Below are 16,170 nucleotides of genomic sequence, written 5' to 3' on the forward strand. Positions count from 1 at the left end.
ATCTCGGTGGTCTGCGCATTGGTGAAAACGTCGACGTTCGCCAGGCTCTTGAGCTTGCGCTGCAGCACCGCATCGGCGCGAAGGGCAGTGTCGAACTCGATCAGCGTGACGTGGCCCACGATGCCGGCCAGGTCGATCGCCGCTTCGACGCCCGAGTTGCCGCCGCCGATGACCGCGACGCGCTTGCCCTTGAACAGCGGGCCGTCGCAATGCGGGCAGTAGGCCACGCCCTTGTTCTTGAACTCGTGCTCGCCGGGCACATTGATGTTGCGCCAGCGCGCGCCGGTCGAGATGATGATCGACTTGCTCTTGAGCGCAGCGCCGCTTTCGAGCTGCACCTCGATCAGGTCCTTGCCGGGCACCAGGGCCTTGGCGCGCTGCAGATTCATGATGTCGACGTCGTAGTCGCGCACGTGCTCCTCGAGCGCATGGGCGAACTTCGGGCCCTCGGTTTCCTTGATCGAGATGAAGTTCTCGATGCCCAGCGTGTCGAGCACCTGGCCGCCGAAACGCTCCGACGCCACGCCGGTGCGAATGCCCTTGCGAGCCGCATACACGGCGGCTGCGGCGCCGGCCGGGCCACCGCCGACGATCAGCACGTCGAACGGGTCCTTGGCGTCGATCTTCTTTGCTTCGCGCTCGACGCCGCTGGTGTCGATCTTGGCGAGGATTTCTTCCAGGCTCATGCGGCCCTGGCCGAATTCGGTGCCGTTCAGGAAGACGGTCGGCACAGCCATGATCTGGCGTTCCTTCACTTCGTCCTGGAAGGTGCCACCTTCGATCATCGTGGTGCGGATGCGCGGGTTCTGGATCGCCATCAGGTTCAGCGCCTGGACGACGTCGGGGCAGTTGTGGCAGGTGAGCGAAACGTAGATCTCGAACTCGAAGTCGCCGTCGAGCGCCTTGATCTGGTCGAGCACGGCTTGTTCGACCTTGGGCGGGTAGCCGCCGATCTGCAGCAAGGCAAGGATCAGCGAGGTGAATTCGTGGCCCATCGGCAGGCCGGCGAAACGCGGGCCGTGGTTCTCGCTCGGGCGGTTGACCGAGAAAGAAGGCTTGCGGTGGCTGTCGTCGCGGCTCTCGGTCAGCTTGACCAGCGGCGAAGACTCGGCGACGTCCTTCAGCAGCGACAACATCTCGCCCGAGGCCTTGCTGTCGTCGAGCGAGGCAACGATTTCGATCGGTTGCGTGGCGCGTTCGAGGTAACTCTTCAATTGGGCTTTGGTGCTGGCGTCGAGCATGACGGACTCACTTTCGATAACTGAAAACTATCAACTGGGGACAAAAAAGCCCGGGGCCTTATGAGCACCCGGGCTTTCGCACGGGAGCGCTTAGATCTTGCCGACGAGGTCGAACGACGGGGCGATGGTCTTGTCGCCTTCATTCCACTTGGCCGGGCAGACTTCGTTCGGGTGTGCGGCGGTGTAGACGGCTGCCTTGAGCTTGCGCAGGGTTTCCTTGACGTCGCGGGCGATTTCGTTGGAGTGAACTTCGGCGGTCTTGATGATGCCCTCGGGGTTGATCACGAAGGTGCCGCGCAGTGCCAGGCCTTCTTCAGGAATATGCACGCCGAAAGCGTTGGTCAGGGTGTGGGTCGGGTCGCCAACCAGGGGGAACTTGGCCTTGCCAACGGCCGGCGACGTGTCGTGCCAGACCTTGTGCGAGAAGTGCGTGTCGGTGGTGACGATATAGACCTCGGCACCCAGCTTCTGGAATTCGGGGTAGTTGTCGGCAGCGTCTTCGACTTCGGTCGGGCAGTTGAAGGTGAAGGCCGCCGGCATGAAGATCAGCACGGACCATTTGCCCTTGAGCGTCTCGTCGGACACGTCGATGAACTTGCCGTTGAGGTAGGCCTGGGTCTTGAAGGGCTGGACTTGGGTGTTGATCAGGGACATTGGTGATTCCTTGGTGGCTGATGAAAAAGGCGAACCATGAGTATAGCTACCAATCCCATATTATCAATAGTCATGAGCTATTAAAAGTATTGGAGCTTGCTATGTTTGCGATGATGTTGCGATCGGTTTTCGCGCACCTCAATACGAACGTGTATCACCATCACACGCATGCAGACCGGCGCAGCATGGGATTGCTTGCAAGCCCGCATCTGCCCCTCTGACAATCACGCTTTCAGAACAAGGAAAAAATCATGAAGGGCGACCCCAAGGTCATCGAACATCTGCAGGCGCAGCTCAAGAACGAGCTCACCGCAATCAACCAGTACTTCCTGCACTACCGCATGCTCAAGCATTGGGGTCTGGACAAGCTGGCCAAGAAGGAATACGAGGAATCGATCGGCGAGATGAAGCACGCCGACAAGCTCATGGACCGCATCTTCATGCTCGACGGCCTGCCCAATCTGCAGGACCTCGGCAAGCTGAACATCGGTGAAGACGTGCCAGAGCTTCTGCGTTGCGACCTCGGCGCAGAAACCGGCGCACAGGCCACCATCAAGGATGGCATCGCGCATTGCGAATCGGTGCGCGACTATGTCTCGCGCGACCTCCTGCAGGAGATCCTGGACGACACGGAAGAGCACATCGACTTCCTCGAGACCCAGATCGATCTGGTCGACCGCGTCGGGCTGCAGAACTACCTGCAATCGCAAATGGGCGAACTCGAATAAGCGCGAGCTTTCGACTTCAATCAGCGGGACTTCGGTCCCGTTTTTTATTGCTTTACGTAACTTAACCACTGTCAAATAGCAGTCATTCTCATCTGGACGGATAGAATCCGCGCCTTCGATGACTGCTGCCCGCCCCGACAACCGCCGCCGTGCCTACTGGCTCAAGACCCTGCACGAATGGCATTGGGTCAGCTCGGCGATATGCCTCATTGGCATGATCCTGTTCAGCGTCACGGGCTTCACCCTCAACCACGCGGGACAGATCGAGGCCAAGCCGGCCATCACGAAGTTGAACGGCACGCTCGACGAAGCCCTGCGTGCCCGAATCGAACAACAACTGGCTGCCGCCAAGGCGCAAAAAGGCAAGGCGCCACTTCCGTCCGAACTGCAGGGCTGGGTCCAGAAGACCTGGGATGTCGCTACCGCAGGCCGCGAGGCCGAATGGTCGGAAGACGAAATCTACCTCTCGCTCCCCCGCCCCGGCGGCGACGCCTGGCTGCGCCTGAGCCTGGCCGACGGCGAGATCGAATACGAGCGCACCGATCGCGGCTGGCTCTCGTACTTCAACGACCTGCACAAGGGCCGCAACACCGGCGCCGCCTGGAGCTGGTTCATCGACATCTTCGCGGGCGCCGCGCTGGTCTTCTCGATCACCGGGCTGTTCATTCTCAAGATGCACGCGGGCAACCGGCCGTTCACCTGGCCGATGGTGGGCATGGGGCTGGTCGTGCCGGTGCTGCTCGCGTTGTTGTTCATTCATTGATTGACCGATTGATTCAGGAAAAGAGGTTCTCCGTGCACGTTCGCTATTCACTCGCGCCGATCGCCATGTCGGCGCTGCTCGCCACCCCGGCCTTCGCGGCGAGCCTGGCCGTCAACATCGAGATTCCGCGGTTGAACGCCTCCGAATACCACCGCCCCTACGTGGCAACGTGGATCGAGCGCGCCGACAACACGGTCGCGGGCACGCTGGCCGTCTGGTACGACGTGCGCACCAAGACGAACAATCCCGAAGGCGAAGGCACGAAGTGGCTCAAGGACATGCGCCAGTGGTGGCGCCGCGGCGGCCGCGAACTCGCGGTGCCCGTCGATGGCGTGACCGGTGCCACCAAGCCCGCCGGCAAGCACCAGCTGAGCTTCAACGAAGGCACGGCGCCAATGCCCAAGCTCGTACCCGGCGCCTACAAGCTGGTGGTCGAAGCCGCTCGGGAAGTCGGCGGCCGCGAGGTCGTAAGCATCCCGTTCCAGTGGCCGCCGACCGCTGCAACGCAGCCGACCGCGACCGGCAAGGAAGAGCTCGGCGAGATCAAGCTCGATCTCAAGCCCTGATCGACGACGAACCTCCCCTTCTTCGCAAGCTTCATCCATCAAGGACCTCCCATGACCCGTTCCACCCTGCGCGCCACCGGCCTCGCCATCGCCCTGTCGGCCATCGCTTCCGTTTCCATGGCGCACAACGCCTGGCTGCTCCCCTCTTCCACCGTGTTCTCCAAGGCCGACACCGTGAGCGTCGATGCCGCCGTGTCCAACGACCTGTTCGTCGCGAACCACGCGCCGCTGCGGCTCGAGGGCCTGCAGATCACCGCGCCCGATGGCAACACCGTCAAGCCCGAGAGCGAAGCCAAGCTCAAGTCGCGCAACGTGTTCGACGTGAGCGTTGCGCAACCGGGCACCTACCGCATCGCCGTGGTCAATGCGGGCGCCTTCGCGAGCTGGAAGGACAAGGCCACGGGCCAGAACAAGCGTGCACGCGGCACGGCCGAGACGATCGCCAAGGAAGTGCCGGCCGACGCGCAGGATGTGACGATCTCCCAGTCGTCCGGCCGCATCGAGACCTTCGTGACGGTCGGCAAGCCCTCGTCGCTCAAGCCGATCGGCCAGGGTCTGGAGCTGATCGTTTCCGGCAGCCCGACCGACCTGGTCAAGGGCGAGAAAGCCAGCTTCACGCTGAACCTCGACGGCCAGCCCGCGAAGAACCTCGAAGTGACCGTGACCGCAGGCAACACGCAGTACCGCGACAAGCTCGAGGAAATCAAGCTCAAGACCGACGACAAGGGCCAGTTCAGCGTGACCTGGCCGACCGCCGGCATGTACTGGCTCGACGCCAGCACCAAGGACACCAAGACCACCGTGCCGCAAGCCAAGGAACGCCGCCTGAGCTATGCGGCAACCCTCGAAGTGATGCCCTGACGCCCGCGCGCTCCCTTGGGAATTTCCTTCAGCACCTGGCGCGCGGGCGGCTACGCCAACGCGGCCGTCCCGCGCCGCGCAGACCCCGCCACATTGCAGCAACTGGGCGGGCAGACGATGGGCACGACCTGGTCGCTGCGCTTCGACAACCCGCGGATGCTTGCGCTGGAGCAGGCGCGCGAGGCGGTGGAGACCGCGCTTGCACGGGTGATCGCACAGATGAGCCACTGGGAACCGGCCTCGGACATCAGCCGGTTCAACCGCGCGTCCGCGGGCTCGCGTCATGTGCTGCCCAAGGAGTTCGCCGACGTGATGGCCTGTGCCTCGCATTGGGCGCACGCAAGCGAAGGCGCGATCGATCCGACGGTCGGTCCGCTGGTCGCTTGCTGGGGGTTCGGCCCTGATGCGAATCCGAGCAGCCTGCCCGCAGCCGAGGTCGTTGCCGCCGTGCGTGCGCGCATCGGCTGGGAGCGGCTGCAGTTCGACGAAGCAAGCGCCACCCTGCTGCAGCCGGGAGGCATCGTGCTCGACCTCTCAGGCATTGCCAAGGGCTTCGCAGTCGATCAGGGGGTCGAAGCCTTGCACGGGCTCGGCCTCACCGACCTGCTGTTCGAAATCGGTGGAGAGCTGCGCGGCTCCGGTCACCGCCCCGACGGCCAACCGTGGCAGGTGCTCATCGACGGCGAAGCGCCGGTCGCTCAGCGCATTGCATTGGCGGACATGGCGATCGCCACATCGGGCGACCGCTGGCATCGCCGCGAGCATGAGGGGCGCCGCTGGTCGCACACCATCGATCCGCGCAACGGCGAACCGGTCGCGCATGCGCTGGCGAGCGTCACGGTGCTTCATGCGCAATGCATGCAGGCCGACGCGCTGGCCACCGTGCTGACCGTGCTCGGACCGGACGATGGCCTGGCCTTCGCAGAGCGGCACGAGGTCGCGGCCCTGTTTGTCAGCCACGACGACACGTCGTCGGCGCCGCGAGCCACGCGCGCCTGGCTCGCGCAGGCCGGCGCATGAGCGAGGCGATGCTGCGCGCCCTGGGTGCGGGCGCCACGACGGCGGCCTACGCGGCGCTCTGCCTTGCCGTCTATGCGCGCCAGCGGCGGCTGCGCACCGCGGCGGTCCGCGAGGCAGCGTCGCTCTCGGCCGACGGCGACACGGCGCCCACCCTCGTGGTGTTCGCCAGCCAGACCGGCCAGGCGGAGACCATCGCCTGGCAGACCGCGCGGCAACTGCGTGCGGCAGGCACCCCGGTGCGCGTGATGGAGCTCAACGCCCTCGACGCCGTCACGCTCGGTTCCGCGAGCCGCGCGCTCTTCGTGGCAAGCACGTACGGCGAGGGCGATGCACCCGACGGCGCCAGCGTGTTCGCCGAACGCGTGATGGATTCGCCCCTCACCCTCTCTTCGCTTCGCTATGCCGTGCTGGCATTGGGCGACCGCCAATACAAGAATTTCTGCGGCTTCGGCCGCACGCTCGATGCATGGCTGCATGCGGCGGGCGCCAAGCGCGACTTCGAATGCATCGAGGTCGACAACAGCGATCCAGTCGCGCTGGCTGCCTGGCAGTCACGATGGGGCGAAGCTGCCATCGATCATGAAGATCCGGCCGATGCCTTCGCGCCATGGCGGCTTGCGAGGCGTGAGCTGCTCAATGCCGGCAGCGCCGGCGCGCCAGTCTTCCAACTCGGTCTGGTGCCGCATTCAGGCGCGATGCCCCAGTGGGCTTCCGGCGACCTGGCGCAGATCGCCGTCGCAAGCGATCCCGCGCGGCCGCGCGACTATTCGATCGCTTCGCTGCATACCGATGGCGAACTGCAATTGCTGGTGCGACAGGAGCAGCATCCGGATGGCACCCTAGGCACGGCGTCGGGCCTGCTCACATCGACGCTCACGCTCGGCGACACGGTCGCACTGCGTCTTCGGCCGCATCGCACCTTCCGCCTCGACGGCAACGAGAGCCGGCCGCTGATCCTCATCGGCAACGGCACCGGGCTGGCGGGCCTGCGCGCCCATCTGCGCGCCCGTGCGGCGGCGGGCGAGCACGACAACTGGCTGGTGTTCGGCGAACGCCAGGCGGCTCACGATTTCCTGTGTCGCGAGGAGATCGAAGCCTGGCAAGCCAGCGGGGTGCTGCAGCGGCTGGACATGGTGTTTTCGCGCGATCAGCCCGAGCGCCTCTACGTGCAACATCGCTTGCTGCAATCGGCGGATGCGCTGCGTGCGTGGCTGCGCAACGGCGCGGCCGTGTATGTGTGCGGGAGTCTCCAGGGCATGGCCGCGGGGGTGGATGCGGCACTGCGACAGGTTGCGGGCGAGCCGCTCTGGAGCGACATGGTGTCCGAGGGACGCTGTCGCCGCGATGTCTACTGAGGCTGTCGTCGAAGGCGCCAAGCCCGTTTCGCAGTTGCTCGGGAGCAACAAAACTGCGAACTTTCAAATTAAACGCGGCGTCGTTGATTCAAAAGTTATTGCGAAACACTATCATTCGCACCGCTTTGCATTCACTGCAAATCAACTCACCCAGCCAGTCCCGCCTGCGTTCTCCGCAAGAGCCCCGGACATCGCCAGTCGAGTTCTCCCTGCTGCTCTTTTCGGAGATAACTACATGGCCTACATCAAAAGCCGCAAACACGTCGTCGCGCGCGCCGTTCCACACCTCTCTGGCGCTGCTGCGGCCACGCTGATGGCCATTGCGGCCCCCGCCGCGTTCGCCCAAGCCGGCGGCTCGCTGCCCGAGATTCGCGTGCAGGACACCCCCGCAACCGACTACAAGGCCGACACCTCGGCCAATCCCAAGTTCACCGCGCCGCTGCTGAACACGCCGCAAACCGTCCAGGTGATCAAGGAACAGGTCATCCGTGAACAGGGCGCGACGACGCTGACCGAAGCGCTGCGCAACACGCCGGGCGTGGGCACCTTCTTCCTCGGGGAGAACGGCAACACGAACACCGGCGACGCCGTCTTCATGCGCGGTTTCGACAGCTCGAGCAGCATCTTCGTGGACGGCATTCGCGACCTCGGTTCCGTCTCGCGCGACGTGTTCAACATCGAGCAGGTCGAAGTCGTCAAGGGCCCGTCGGGTACCGACGTCGGCCGCACCTCGCCCACCGGCTACATCAACCTGGTCACCAAGAAGCCGAAGCTGGAAGACAGCTTCTTGGGCTCGATCGGTTTCGGCAGCGCCGACTACAAGCGCGGCAGCATCGACTGGAACAAGTCGCTCAGCAGCGCCAACGGCATCGGCGCCGCATTCCGCCTGAACGCCGTGGTGGAAGACTCGGGCGTTGCCGGCCGCGACTTCGTCAAGAACAAGCACACGGCCATCGCACCGTCGATCGCGCTCGGCCTGAATTCGCCTACGCGCTTCTACTTCGACTACCTGCACGTCGACCAGGACAACGTCCCCGACGGCGGCGTGCCGACCATCGGCCTGCCCAGCTATTCGAACCCCGATCCGACGGCACTCGGTGCCCGCCGCCGCAACTTCCTGAACTTCGCCGCGCCGGTCGATCCGAAGAACTTCTACGGCACGGCCTACGACTTCAACAAGGTGACGGCGGACATGTTCACCGCGCGCGTCGAGCACGATTTCACGCCCGACGTCACGCTGCGCAACACCACCCGTTACGGCAAGACGAAGCAGGACTACATGCTGACGTCGTTCATGCTCGGCGGCCTCACGGCCTCCGGTGCGCGGCCGGCTGCCGGCACGGCATTCCTCGATACGCCAATCCCCGGCCTGCCCTCCACCTGGTCGGTCACACGCAATTCGCCGACCAACAAGAACCAGGAAAACACGATCTTCGTCAACCAGACGAACGTGACCGCCAAGTTCGACACCGGCAGCGTGAGTCACTCGCTCAGCGCAGGCGTTGAATTGATCCGCGAAGAACAGACGAATCTGGGGTACTTCTCCCCCGGCGCGACGTTCAACGGCCGGGCCGTGCAGAACGGCGCATGGCCCGCTGCCAACCTGTACGCGCCGAACCCGTATGTCAACGGCTACAGCCGCATCCAGAGCGGCGCCGACAGCAAGGGCGTGACCAACACCGTCGGCCTCTATGCCTTCGACACCGTCAAGCTCAACGAGCAATGGCAGATCACGGGCGGCCTGCGCTTCGACCACTACAACACATCGTTCCAGAGCTCGACGCTGTCGACCGCGACCACCAACCCGGGCCTGCCGGTCGGCACGCTCGTGCCTTCGTCGCTCAAGCTCTCGGACAACCTGTTCACCGGCAAGATCGGCGTGGTCTACAAGCCAGTGAAGAACGGCAGCATCTATGCGGCCTACGGCACCTCGGCCCAACCTCCGGGCGGCGCGAACTTCTCGCTGTCGGCTGCCGGCTCGGGCAACAGCGCCGCGCGCACCGACTTCCTGCCACAGAAGGCCAAGACCTTCGAAATCGGCACGAAGTGGGACGTGATGAACGACAAGCTGTCGCTGACCGGCGCGATCTATCGCACCGACGTGACCAATGAAGTGGTGCAGGACCCCACCAACACGTCGCTCTACTACCAGAGCGGCAAGAAGCGCGTCCAGGGCATCGAGCTGGGTCTCGCGGGCAGCATCACCGAGCGCTGGGGCGTGACCGCCGGTTTCACGACGATGGACACCAAGGTCCAGAGCGGTCCCAACGTCACCGCCGACGGCACCAACGTGCTGGTCTACACCCCGAAGAACGCCTTCACGGCCTGGACCACCTACCAGTTCCCCTTCGGCCTGACGATCGGCGGCGGCGCGCGCTACAACGGCAAGCTGCACCGCGGCACGGACGGCGCGGTGGGTACGCCAGCCTACATCGACGCCTACTGGGTGTTCGACGCCATGGCGTCCTACCGCATCAACAAGAACGTCGACATCCAGTTGAACGTCTCCAACCTGTTCGACAAGCAGTACGCGGCAGCCATCAACAAGAGCGGCTACCGCTACACGCCGGGTACGCCCCGCTCGGCGAAGATCACCGCGAACTTCGCGTTCTGATGCTTGCTGCCGGGTTCGCCCGGCACGGTGCGAAACTCGAGCCCCGGCCCTGTGCCGGGGCTTTTCTCTTTGCGGAGTGCCTGAAAAATGATGCTGCATGTGCCCGACGTCCTGAACGCCGACCAAGTGCGCGAAATGCGCGCGGCCCTGAACGCCACGAACTGGATCGATGGCCGCGAAACCGTTGGCGAACAGGGCGCGCAGGTCAAGCGCAACCGGCAACTACCGGAGTCATCGTCCGTTGGCCGAGAACTCGCCAGCACGGTGCTTGCAGCGCTCGCGCGTCATTCGCTATTCTTTTCGGCGGCGCTGCCCTTGCGGTTCGTGCCGCCGCTCTTCAACCGCTATGAAGGCGGCGAGCACTATGGCGTTCACGTCGACGGTGCGGTCCGTGCGCTGCCAGGAAGCGGCCAGCAACTGCGCACGGACCTGTCCTGCACGCTGTTCCTGTGCGATCCGGAGGACTACGACGGCGGGGAGCTCGAAGTGATCGACACCTACGGGTCGCACGAGGTCAAGCTGCCGGCGGGCGATCTCATTCTTTATCCCGCAAGCAGCCTGCATCGCGTTCACCCCGTAACGCGCGGGGCGCGGGTCTGCTCCTTCTTCTGGCTTCAAAGCATGGTGCGCAACGACCAGCAACGCAGCATGCTGTTCGAACTCGACCAGAACATCCAGAAATTGCGCGCGCGGCTCGGCGAATGCGAAGAGACGGTGGCGCTCACGGGCCACTATCACAACCTTTTGCGGCTCTGGTCGGAGGTCTAGCGTTTACCTCGCGGCCCCGTCGCAATGCCCAGTAACACCATAGTTATTGCAAATGCGACGGATTCTTATTTATAATCGATCAACCAACAGCCAGCCAACTGCCGCTTTCACAGCCATGATCGTTTGCGTCTGCCGCCGAGTCTCCGACCGTGAAATCGCACGTCATGTGCGAGCCGGCATGACCTTCGACGAAGTGCAATTCGAGCTTGGCGTAGCCACCCAGTGTGGCCAATGTGAAGGTTGTGCGCGCGATATCGTCGCGCAATGCAGCGCCTCGCACCCTGTCGCCGCGCTGAATCGCGAATCGGGTTCGAGGGCGATCCAGCTTGCCAGCTCCATCACGGAAAGCAAGGCATGGAACTCGTCTCGGCACTCGGCGGCAGCCTGATCCTGGTTGCAGGCTCGGTCTGGTGGATTTTTCGCAAGTAACGTCGTAGCGGTTTTGCTGCAATCGGGGCACGTTTCGGTGTGCCCGCACTCGAATGGTTGATCGTGTCTGACCGCTTTGCCCCTCCCCCCTCGGTTTTTGGCCTCTCGCGCAATGTCGTCATTGCGAGCGGCGTCATCCTGTTTCACGCGGCCGCGCTCTGGGCGCTGCAAAGCGGCCTTCTGAGGCGGGCCGCCGAAGTGGTGATTCCGGTCGAAATCATGAGCCAGTTCGTCGAGCCGCCCAAGCCCAAGGTCGACCCGCCGCCACCGCCGCCCCCCCCGCCCAAAGTGACCAAGGCGCCGCCACCTCCCCGTCCACAGGCGATTCGCGAGCCCAAGCCGACTCCGGCACCTTCTGCCCCGGTAGGAACTACCGAGCCCCCGCCGCCGCCAGCCCCACCGGCACCCGAGCCCGCGCCGCCGGCACCACCTTCGCCGCCGCCGTCACCGCCCGCGGCACCCAAAGTCGTCGAGGTCACTGCGGCTCAGGCACAGTGGCTGCGCCAGCCCGCGCCCAAGTACCCTGCGTTGAGCAGCCGGCTTGGCGAATATGGAACGGTCACCATCGCGGTCTACTTCAATCGCAACGGCAACGTTCGGAGAGCTGAAATCCTGAAATCTAGCGGCTACGAGCGCCTCGACAAGGCCGCGCGCGATGCCGTGCTGCTCTCATCGGTGACCGTCACGCGGCATCCCGACACGAACGAAGACACGCTCTTCATGCTGCCGGCACCCATTGTTTTTAACCAACCTCAGTAACAGGGCACTTTTATGGACTCCCAATTCGGCTTGATGAACGTCTGGAATCAGGGCGATTTCGTCACCAAAGCCGTCGCGGTGCTTTTGATCGGCATGTCGCTCGCATCGTGGATCGTGATCGTCGTCAAGGCACTCGACGTCATCAAGTACAAGCGCCTCGCAAAGCATTCGCAGGATTTCTGGCACAGCGAAGACTTCGCCACCGCCTTGAACAAGCTCGGCAAGGACGACAGCAACCCCTTCCGCGCGCTGGCGCTCGAAGGCCGCGAAGCGGCGGCACACCACCGCAACACCAAGGCCCACCTGCACGATGCGCTCGACGTGAGCGACTGGATCACGCGCGCGCTGCGCAATGGCATCGACGCGTTCACCGCTCGCCTGCAAACCGGCCTCGCCATCCTGGCGTCGGTGGGCTCCACGGCCCCCTTCATCGGCCTTTTCGGCACGGTCTGGGGCATCTATCACGCACTGATGAGCATCGGCTCGGCCGGCCAGGCGACCATCGACAAGGTGGCAGGCCCGATCGGCGAGGCGCTGATCATGACGGCATTGGGCCTGGCGGTGGCAATCCCCGCAGTGCTCGGCTACAACGCACTGGTTCGCGGCAACAAGTTCGTGCTAACCAAGCTCAACAGCTTCGCACACGACCTGCATGCCTACTTCGTCACCGGCGCCCGCGTGCAAAGCGGTAGCGGCGACGCCATCGTGGTTCCACTCAAGAAGGGCTGAGCACCATGGCCTTCGGAACACAAGACGAACCCGATGAGGTGATGAACGAGATCAACATGACGCCGCTGGTCGACGTCATGCTGGTGCTCCTGATCATCTTCATCATCACCGTGCCGGTGATGAAACATGCGGTCAACATCGACCTTCCCCGCGCCAGCAGCGAGCCCGAACAGCCCAAGCCGCAGAACATCCTGTTCAGCGTCACGGCCGACGGCAGCTATTACTGGAACGAACAGAAGATCGACGACAGCGAGCTGCCCAGCCGCCTCGCTGCCGAAGCCGCCAAGGAGCCGCAGCCCGAGTTGCATATCCGCGGCGACAAGGCCGTGCGCTATGAGCGCGTGGCCAAGGCCATGTCGGAAGCGCGGGAAGCTGGCGTGCGCAAGATCGGTTTCATCACCGAACCCGACGCGAAGTAATCTGAATTCGAAGTGTGTGAAAAAAATCAATCTTCGCGATTGACTTCTTGTTGAGAATCATTATCATTCACTCATCGCTCCGATACGGGAACTCCAAATGCCAGCCACACCGAACGCCTTCACTGTTCTGAACCATCCTTCGCTCGACCAATCGGGTGGCGGTCATGCGTCGATCCAGGCATCGCGTCCGGTGCCGATGGTCGAAAGCACGGAGCTTCTCAAGGGAAGCAAGACCGTGGGCATCATGCACAACGGTTCGCTCTATCGGCTTCAAGCCACCAAACTCGGCAAGCTGATCCTGACCAAATAAGTCGCTCAGCCCGCCCTTCGCGCAAGTTTCATCGTGGGGCGACTCAAGGAGATTCATCTCCGAAGGGTCGTTTTTTGCTAGCCAACGGTTCGCCGACTAGCCAAGCTTTTTTTCACGCTGAACGCTCCAAAGAAAACGCCGACCTCGAAGTCGGCGTTTTGCTTTGTGCGGCGAGAAAGACTCAGAGGCCGATCGCCGCGATGCCCGCCTTGGCGATCTGTGCGTCTTCGTTCGACTTCACGCCGCTCACGCCGACAGCGCCGATGACCTGGCCGTCCTTCACGATCGGCACGCCGCCTTCGAGCAGGCCATGGACCGCAGGCGCCGTCAGGAACGCCGTACGGCCGCCGTTGATGATGTCTTCGTAGACCTTGCTCTCGCGCCGGCCCATCGCGGCCGTGTGCGCCTTGGCCGGGGCAATGTGCGAAGACAGTGCCGCGGCGCCGTCCAGGCGCTGCAGCCAGAGCAGGTTGCCAGCGTCGTCCGAGATGGCGATGGTCACCGCCCAGTTGTTCTTCAAGGCCTCGGCCTCGGCCGCTGCGGCGATGGCCTTGACGTCGGCAAGTTCGAGGAATGATTTGGTCTTCATGTTGAGCTCAGGTTGCGTAAAAACCCGACAGCATAACGGCCGCCCGCCTCGAAACGCCCGGGCCGCTTAAGAACAACCCCGATACGGTCTTTCAGACGCACCCCTCTTGCAGACACCTAGAATGCGCCCAACTGCGTAGCAGCAACCACAGGAGCTTCGGCCATGAACGACCGCGTCACCACCCTCGACACTTCCGCTGGCTACGGCCAGACGTTGCCGCAGGCGGAGCGCCAACGCGTCCTGCGCAACACTTATTGGCTGTTGGCCCTCAGCATGCTGCCTACCGTGCTGGGCGCCTGGCTCGGCGTAAGCACCGGCATCACGCGATCGCTCACGGGCGGACTCGGGCTGATCGTGTTCCTCGGCGGCGCCTTCGGTTTCATGTTCGCCATCGAAAAGACCAAGAACTCGGCCGCCGGCGTGCCGGTGCTGCTGGCCTTCACCTTCTTCATGGGCCTCATGCTCTCGCGCCTGATCGCGATGGTGCTCGGCTTCAAGAACGGCTCCGAACTCGTCATGACGGCGTTCGGCGGCACGGCCGGCGTGTTCCTGGTGATGGCCACCCTGGCCACTTTCATCAAGCGCGACCTGTCGGGCATGGGCAAGTTCCTGTTCGTCGGGGCGCTGGTGCTGATGTTCGGCGCGATCATCAACGTATTCGTCGGTTCGACCACGGGCATGCTGGTCATCTCGGTGGCCGCCATCGGCATCTTCTCGGCCTACATGCTCTATGACCTCAAGCAGATCATGGATGGCGGCGAAACCAACTACATCACCGCCACGCTGGCCTTGTACCTGGACCTCTTCAACGTGTTCCAAAGCCTGTTGGCGCTCTTGGGCATCTTCGGCGGCGAACGCGACTGAGCAAGCACACCACGCAAAGACAAAGGGCCCCGAGGGGCCCTTTTTCATTGCAGGTCGAAGACGGCAATCGACTCGACGTGCGCCGTGTGCGGGAACATGTTGACCACTCCCGCGAACGTGCACCGGTACCCCGCCTGATGCACCAGCAGACCCGCATCGCGCGCCAGCGTCGACGGGTTGCAACTCACGTAGACGATGCGCTTGGGCGGCGTCCAGCCATTGGTGCGGAGTTCGGGCTGCTGATGCAGGTCGGCCATCGCCTTGGCCAGCGCGAAAGCGCCTTCGCGCGGCGGGTCGACCAGCCACTTGTCGGCAGTGCCATCGGCGACCAGCATCGCTGGTGTCATCTCGAACAGATTGCGTGTCACGAATTGCGTGGCCGAAAGCGCTCGACGCGCGCTCGTCGCGGGCTGGTTCTTCTTGAAGTTATCGGTCGCGCGCGCCACCAACGTGTCGCTGCCCTCGATGCCCAGTACCTCGCGCGCCTGGCTCGCCAACGGCAAGGTGAAATTGCCTAGGCCGCAGAACCAGTCGATGACCCGTTCGTCCGATTGCACGTCGAGCAGGCGAAGCGCCTTGCCCACCAGCGCGCGGTTGATGTGCGGATTGACCTGCGTGAAATCGGTCGGCTTGAACGGCATCGTCACGCCGAATTCAGGGAGGCGGTACGCGAGCGGCGTGCCGCCTTCTTCCAGCAGCTTCACCGTCTCCGGCCCCTTGGCCTGCAGCCACCACTGCACGCCTTCGTTCTGCGCGGCAAACGCCTTCAGACGGTCGATGTCTGCGGCAGACAGGGGCTGCAGGTGCCGCAGCACCAAGGCGATGGTGCCGAGCGCCGTCGAGCCCGGCGCGTCGCCGCAGGCCAGCTCGATCTGCGGGCAGGTCTCGCGCGCGTCCATGGAACCGATCAGCGCGCGCAGGGGCATCAGCATGTCGCTGACCTGCCTGGGCAGCACCGGGCACACCTGCATGTCGGCCAGGTAGCGGCTCTTGCGCTCGTGAAAGCCGATCAGCACCGTGCCCTTCTTGACCACATGGCGCACCGACAGGCGCGCGCGGTAGCGGTAATGCCACGCCGGCCCTTCGAGCGGGCGCAGCACGTTGTCGGGGCGCACCTTGCCCAGGTGCCACAGGTTGTCCTCCATCGCGCGCTGCTTCACGGCAACTTGCGCGGCCGCGTCCAGGTGCTGCATCTTGCAGCCGCCGCAGGCGCCTGTATGGAGGCCGAAATGCGGACAGCCCGGGCGCACCCGTTGTGACGATTCGCGCCAGATTTGCGTGACCGTGCCCTGCTCCCAGTTGTTCTTGCGGCGATGCACGTTGAACTGCACTTCCTCGAAAGGCAATGCGCCCTCGATGAACACGACCATGCCGTCGGCCTTGTGGGAAACGCCCTGCGCGTCGAGGTCGAGCGACTCGACCTTCAGCCATTCTTCGCCGGGATTCGTGGGGACTTTCTTTTCTTCGATGGATTCCGTCATCCCCCGATTGTCTCAGTGCG

The 16,170-nt window shown here is 63.8% G+C and carries 18 protein-coding genes; 14 read left to right on the plus strand and 4 right to left on the minus strand.

What is annotated here, in order from left to right; genetic code table 11:
• Positions 1-1,241: alkyl hydroperoxide reductase subunit F (gene ahpF, locus RT97_RS09225; RefSeq protein WP_042578492.1), on the minus strand; the 1,241-nt coding region annotated here is incomplete at its 3' end.
• A 90-nt stretch (positions 1,242-1,331) separates the two neighbouring features.
• Positions 1,332-1,895, minus strand: coding sequence for an alkyl hydroperoxide reductase subunit C (ahpC, locus tag RT97_RS09230; protein WP_007830764.1), 564 nt, complete (start codon positions 1,893-1,895; stop codon positions 1,332-1,334).
• A gap of 251 nt (positions 1,896-2,146) precedes the next feature.
• Between ahpC and bfr the strand changes: the two genes are divergently transcribed.
• The 13 genes from bfr to hemP all read left to right on the plus strand — a co-directional run bounded on the left by bfr (position 2,147) and on the right by hemP (position 13,216).
• A complete protein-coding gene (bfr, locus tag RT97_RS09235) occupies positions 2,147-2,623 on the plus strand; it encodes a bacterioferritin (RefSeq protein ID WP_042578493.1) in 477 nt (158 codons plus the stop codon).
• Positions 2,624-2,741: 118 nt separating this feature from the next.
• Complete coding sequence (locus tag RT97_RS09240) at positions 2,742-3,386, plus strand: PepSY-associated TM helix domain-containing protein (RefSeq protein WP_042578494.1); 645 nt, start codon at positions 2,742-2,744, stop codon at positions 3,384-3,386.
• Positions 3,387-3,451: 65 nt separating this feature from the next.
• The gene (locus tag RT97_RS09245; RefSeq protein WP_172672182.1) at positions 3,452-3,952 is read left to right on the plus strand and encodes a DUF2271 domain-containing protein; all 501 of its coding nucleotides are present in this window, start codon (positions 3,452-3,454) and stop codon (positions 3,950-3,952) included.
• A gap of 51 nt (positions 3,953-4,003) precedes the next feature.
• Entirely contained in the window at positions 4,004-4,813 is an 810-nt protein-coding gene (locus tag RT97_RS09250; protein WP_042578495.1) for a DUF4198 domain-containing protein, read from the plus strand.
• Between the two features lie 15 nt (positions 4,814-4,828).
• Positions 4,829-5,833 (plus strand): FAD:protein FMN transferase, encoded by a 1,005-nt coding sequence (locus tag RT97_RS09255; protein ID WP_042578496.1) that lies wholly within the window; start codon positions 4,829-4,831, stop codon positions 5,831-5,833.
• The gene (locus RT97_RS09260; RefSeq protein WP_042578497.1) at positions 5,830-7,188 is read left to right on the plus strand and encodes a sulfite reductase subunit alpha; all 1,359 of its coding nucleotides are present in this window, start codon (positions 5,830-5,832) and stop codon (positions 7,186-7,188) included. The genes RT97_RS09255 and RT97_RS09260 overlap by 4 nt, the downstream gene beginning before the upstream one ends.
• 235 nt (positions 7,189-7,423) lie before the next feature.
• Entirely contained in the window at positions 7,424-9,802 is a 2,379-nt protein-coding gene (locus RT97_RS09265; protein ID WP_042578498.1) for a catecholate siderophore receptor Fiu, read from the plus strand.
• Between the two features lie 87 nt (positions 9,803-9,889).
• Entirely contained in the window at positions 9,890-10,570 is a 681-nt protein-coding gene (locus RT97_RS09270; protein WP_042578499.1) for a Fe2+-dependent dioxygenase, read from the plus strand.
• A 115-nt stretch (positions 10,571-10,685) separates the two neighbouring features.
• Positions 10,686-10,958 carry a (2Fe-2S)-binding protein gene (locus RT97_RS32450; protein WP_080898240.1) on the plus strand — a complete coding sequence of 91 codons (273 nt, stop codon included), beginning with the start codon at positions 10,686-10,688 and terminating at the stop codon, positions 10,956-10,958.
• A gap of 80 nt (positions 10,959-11,038) precedes the next feature.
• Positions 11,039-11,758 carry an energy transducer TonB gene (locus RT97_RS09275; protein WP_080898241.1) on the plus strand — a complete coding sequence of 240 codons (720 nt, stop codon included), beginning with the start codon at positions 11,039-11,041 and terminating at the stop codon, positions 11,756-11,758.
• Positions 11,759-11,770: 12 nt separating this feature from the next.
• Positions 11,771-12,487 carry a MotA/TolQ/ExbB proton channel family protein gene (locus RT97_RS09280; RefSeq protein ID WP_042578501.1) on the plus strand — a complete coding sequence of 239 codons (717 nt, stop codon included), beginning with the start codon at positions 11,771-11,773 and terminating at the stop codon, positions 12,485-12,487.
• Between the two features lie 5 nt (positions 12,488-12,492).
• A complete protein-coding gene (locus RT97_RS09285) occupies positions 12,493-12,906 on the plus strand; it encodes an ExbD/TolR family protein (RefSeq protein WP_042578502.1) in 414 nt (137 codons plus the stop codon).
• A gap of 97 nt (positions 12,907-13,003) precedes the next feature.
• Positions 13,004-13,216, plus strand: coding sequence for a hemin uptake protein HemP (gene hemP / locus RT97_RS09290; protein WP_013540500.1), 213 nt, complete (start codon positions 13,004-13,006; stop codon positions 13,214-13,216).
• Positions 13,217-13,397: 181 nt separating this feature from the next.
• Here the strand turns inward: hemP and RT97_RS09295 are convergent, their stop codons facing one another.
• Entirely contained in the window at positions 13,398-13,805 is a 408-nt protein-coding gene (locus RT97_RS09295; RefSeq protein ID WP_042578503.1) for a GlcG/HbpS family heme-binding protein, read from the minus strand.
• A 162-nt stretch (positions 13,806-13,967) separates the two neighbouring features.
• On the opposite strand from RT97_RS09295, the gene RT97_RS09300 reads away from it, so the two are divergent.
• Positions 13,968-14,669 (plus strand): Bax inhibitor-1/YccA family protein, encoded by a 702-nt coding sequence (locus RT97_RS09300; RefSeq protein ID WP_042578504.1) that lies wholly within the window; start codon positions 13,968-13,970, stop codon positions 14,667-14,669.
• A 44-nt stretch (positions 14,670-14,713) separates the two neighbouring features.
• Here the strand turns inward: RT97_RS09300 and rlmD are convergent, their stop codons facing one another.
• Positions 14,714-16,150: a 23S rRNA (uracil(1939)-C(5))-methyltransferase RlmD gene (rlmD, locus tag RT97_RS09305; RefSeq protein WP_042578505.1), complete on the minus strand. Its 1,437-nt coding sequence runs from the start codon at positions 16,148-16,150 to the stop codon at positions 14,714-14,716.
• Positions 16,151-16,170 lie beyond the last annotated feature (20 nt).

The organism is Variovorax paradoxus, assembly GCF_000834655.1.
Taxonomy (GTDB): domain Bacteria; phylum Pseudomonadota; class Gammaproteobacteria; order Burkholderiales; family Burkholderiaceae_C; genus Variovorax; species Variovorax paradoxus_F.

Bases quoted from the DNA above. Each gene is read 5' to 3' on its own strand.
- RT97_RS09270 (WP_042578499.1), top strand. From the start codon at position 9,890: ATGATGCTGCATGTGCCCGACGTCCTGAACGCCGACCAAGTGCGCGAA.
- RT97_RS09295 (WP_042578503.1), bottom strand. From the start codon at position 13,805: ATGAAGACCAAATCATTCCTCGAACTTGCCGACGTCAAGGCCATCGCC.
- bfr (WP_042578493.1), top strand. From the start codon at position 2,147: ATGAAGGGCGACCCCAAGGTCATCGAACATCTGCAGGCGCAGCTCAAG.
- RT97_RS09280 (WP_042578501.1), top strand. From the start codon at position 11,771: ATGGACTCCCAATTCGGCTTGATGAACGTCTGGAATCAGGGCGATTTC.
- RT97_RS09285 (WP_042578502.1), top strand. From the start codon at position 12,493: ATGGCCTTCGGAACACAAGACGAACCCGATGAGGTGATGAACGAGATC.
- RT97_RS32450 (WP_080898240.1), top strand. From the start codon at position 10,686: ATGATCGTTTGCGTCTGCCGCCGAGTCTCCGACCGTGAAATCGCACGT.
- rlmD (WP_042578505.1), bottom strand. From the start codon at position 16,150: ATGACGGAATCCATCGAAGAAAAGAAAGTCCCCACGAATCCCGGCGAA.
- RT97_RS09245 (WP_172672182.1), top strand. From the start codon at position 3,452: ATGTCGGCGCTGCTCGCCACCCCGGCCTTCGCGGCGAGCCTGGCCGTC.
- RT97_RS09250 (WP_042578495.1), top strand. From the start codon at position 4,004: ATGACCCGTTCCACCCTGCGCGCCACCGGCCTCGCCATCGCCCTGTCG.
- hemP (WP_013540500.1), top strand. From the start codon at position 13,004: ATGCCAGCCACACCGAACGCCTTCACTGTTCTGAACCATCCTTCGCTC.
- ahpC (WP_007830764.1), bottom strand. From the start codon at position 1,895: ATGTCCCTGATCAACACCCAAGTCCAGCCCTTCAAGACCCAGGCCTAC.
- RT97_RS09260 (WP_042578497.1), top strand. From the start codon at position 5,830: ATGAGCGAGGCGATGCTGCGCGCCCTGGGTGCGGGCGCCACGACGGCG.
- RT97_RS09265 (WP_042578498.1), top strand. From the start codon at position 7,424: ATGGCCTACATCAAAAGCCGCAAACACGTCGTCGCGCGCGCCGTTCCA.
- RT97_RS09240 (WP_042578494.1), top strand. From the start codon at position 2,742: ATGACTGCTGCCCGCCCCGACAACCGCCGCCGTGCCTACTGGCTCAAG.
- RT97_RS09300 (WP_042578504.1), top strand. From the start codon at position 13,968: ATGAACGACCGCGTCACCACCCTCGACACTTCCGCTGGCTACGGCCAG.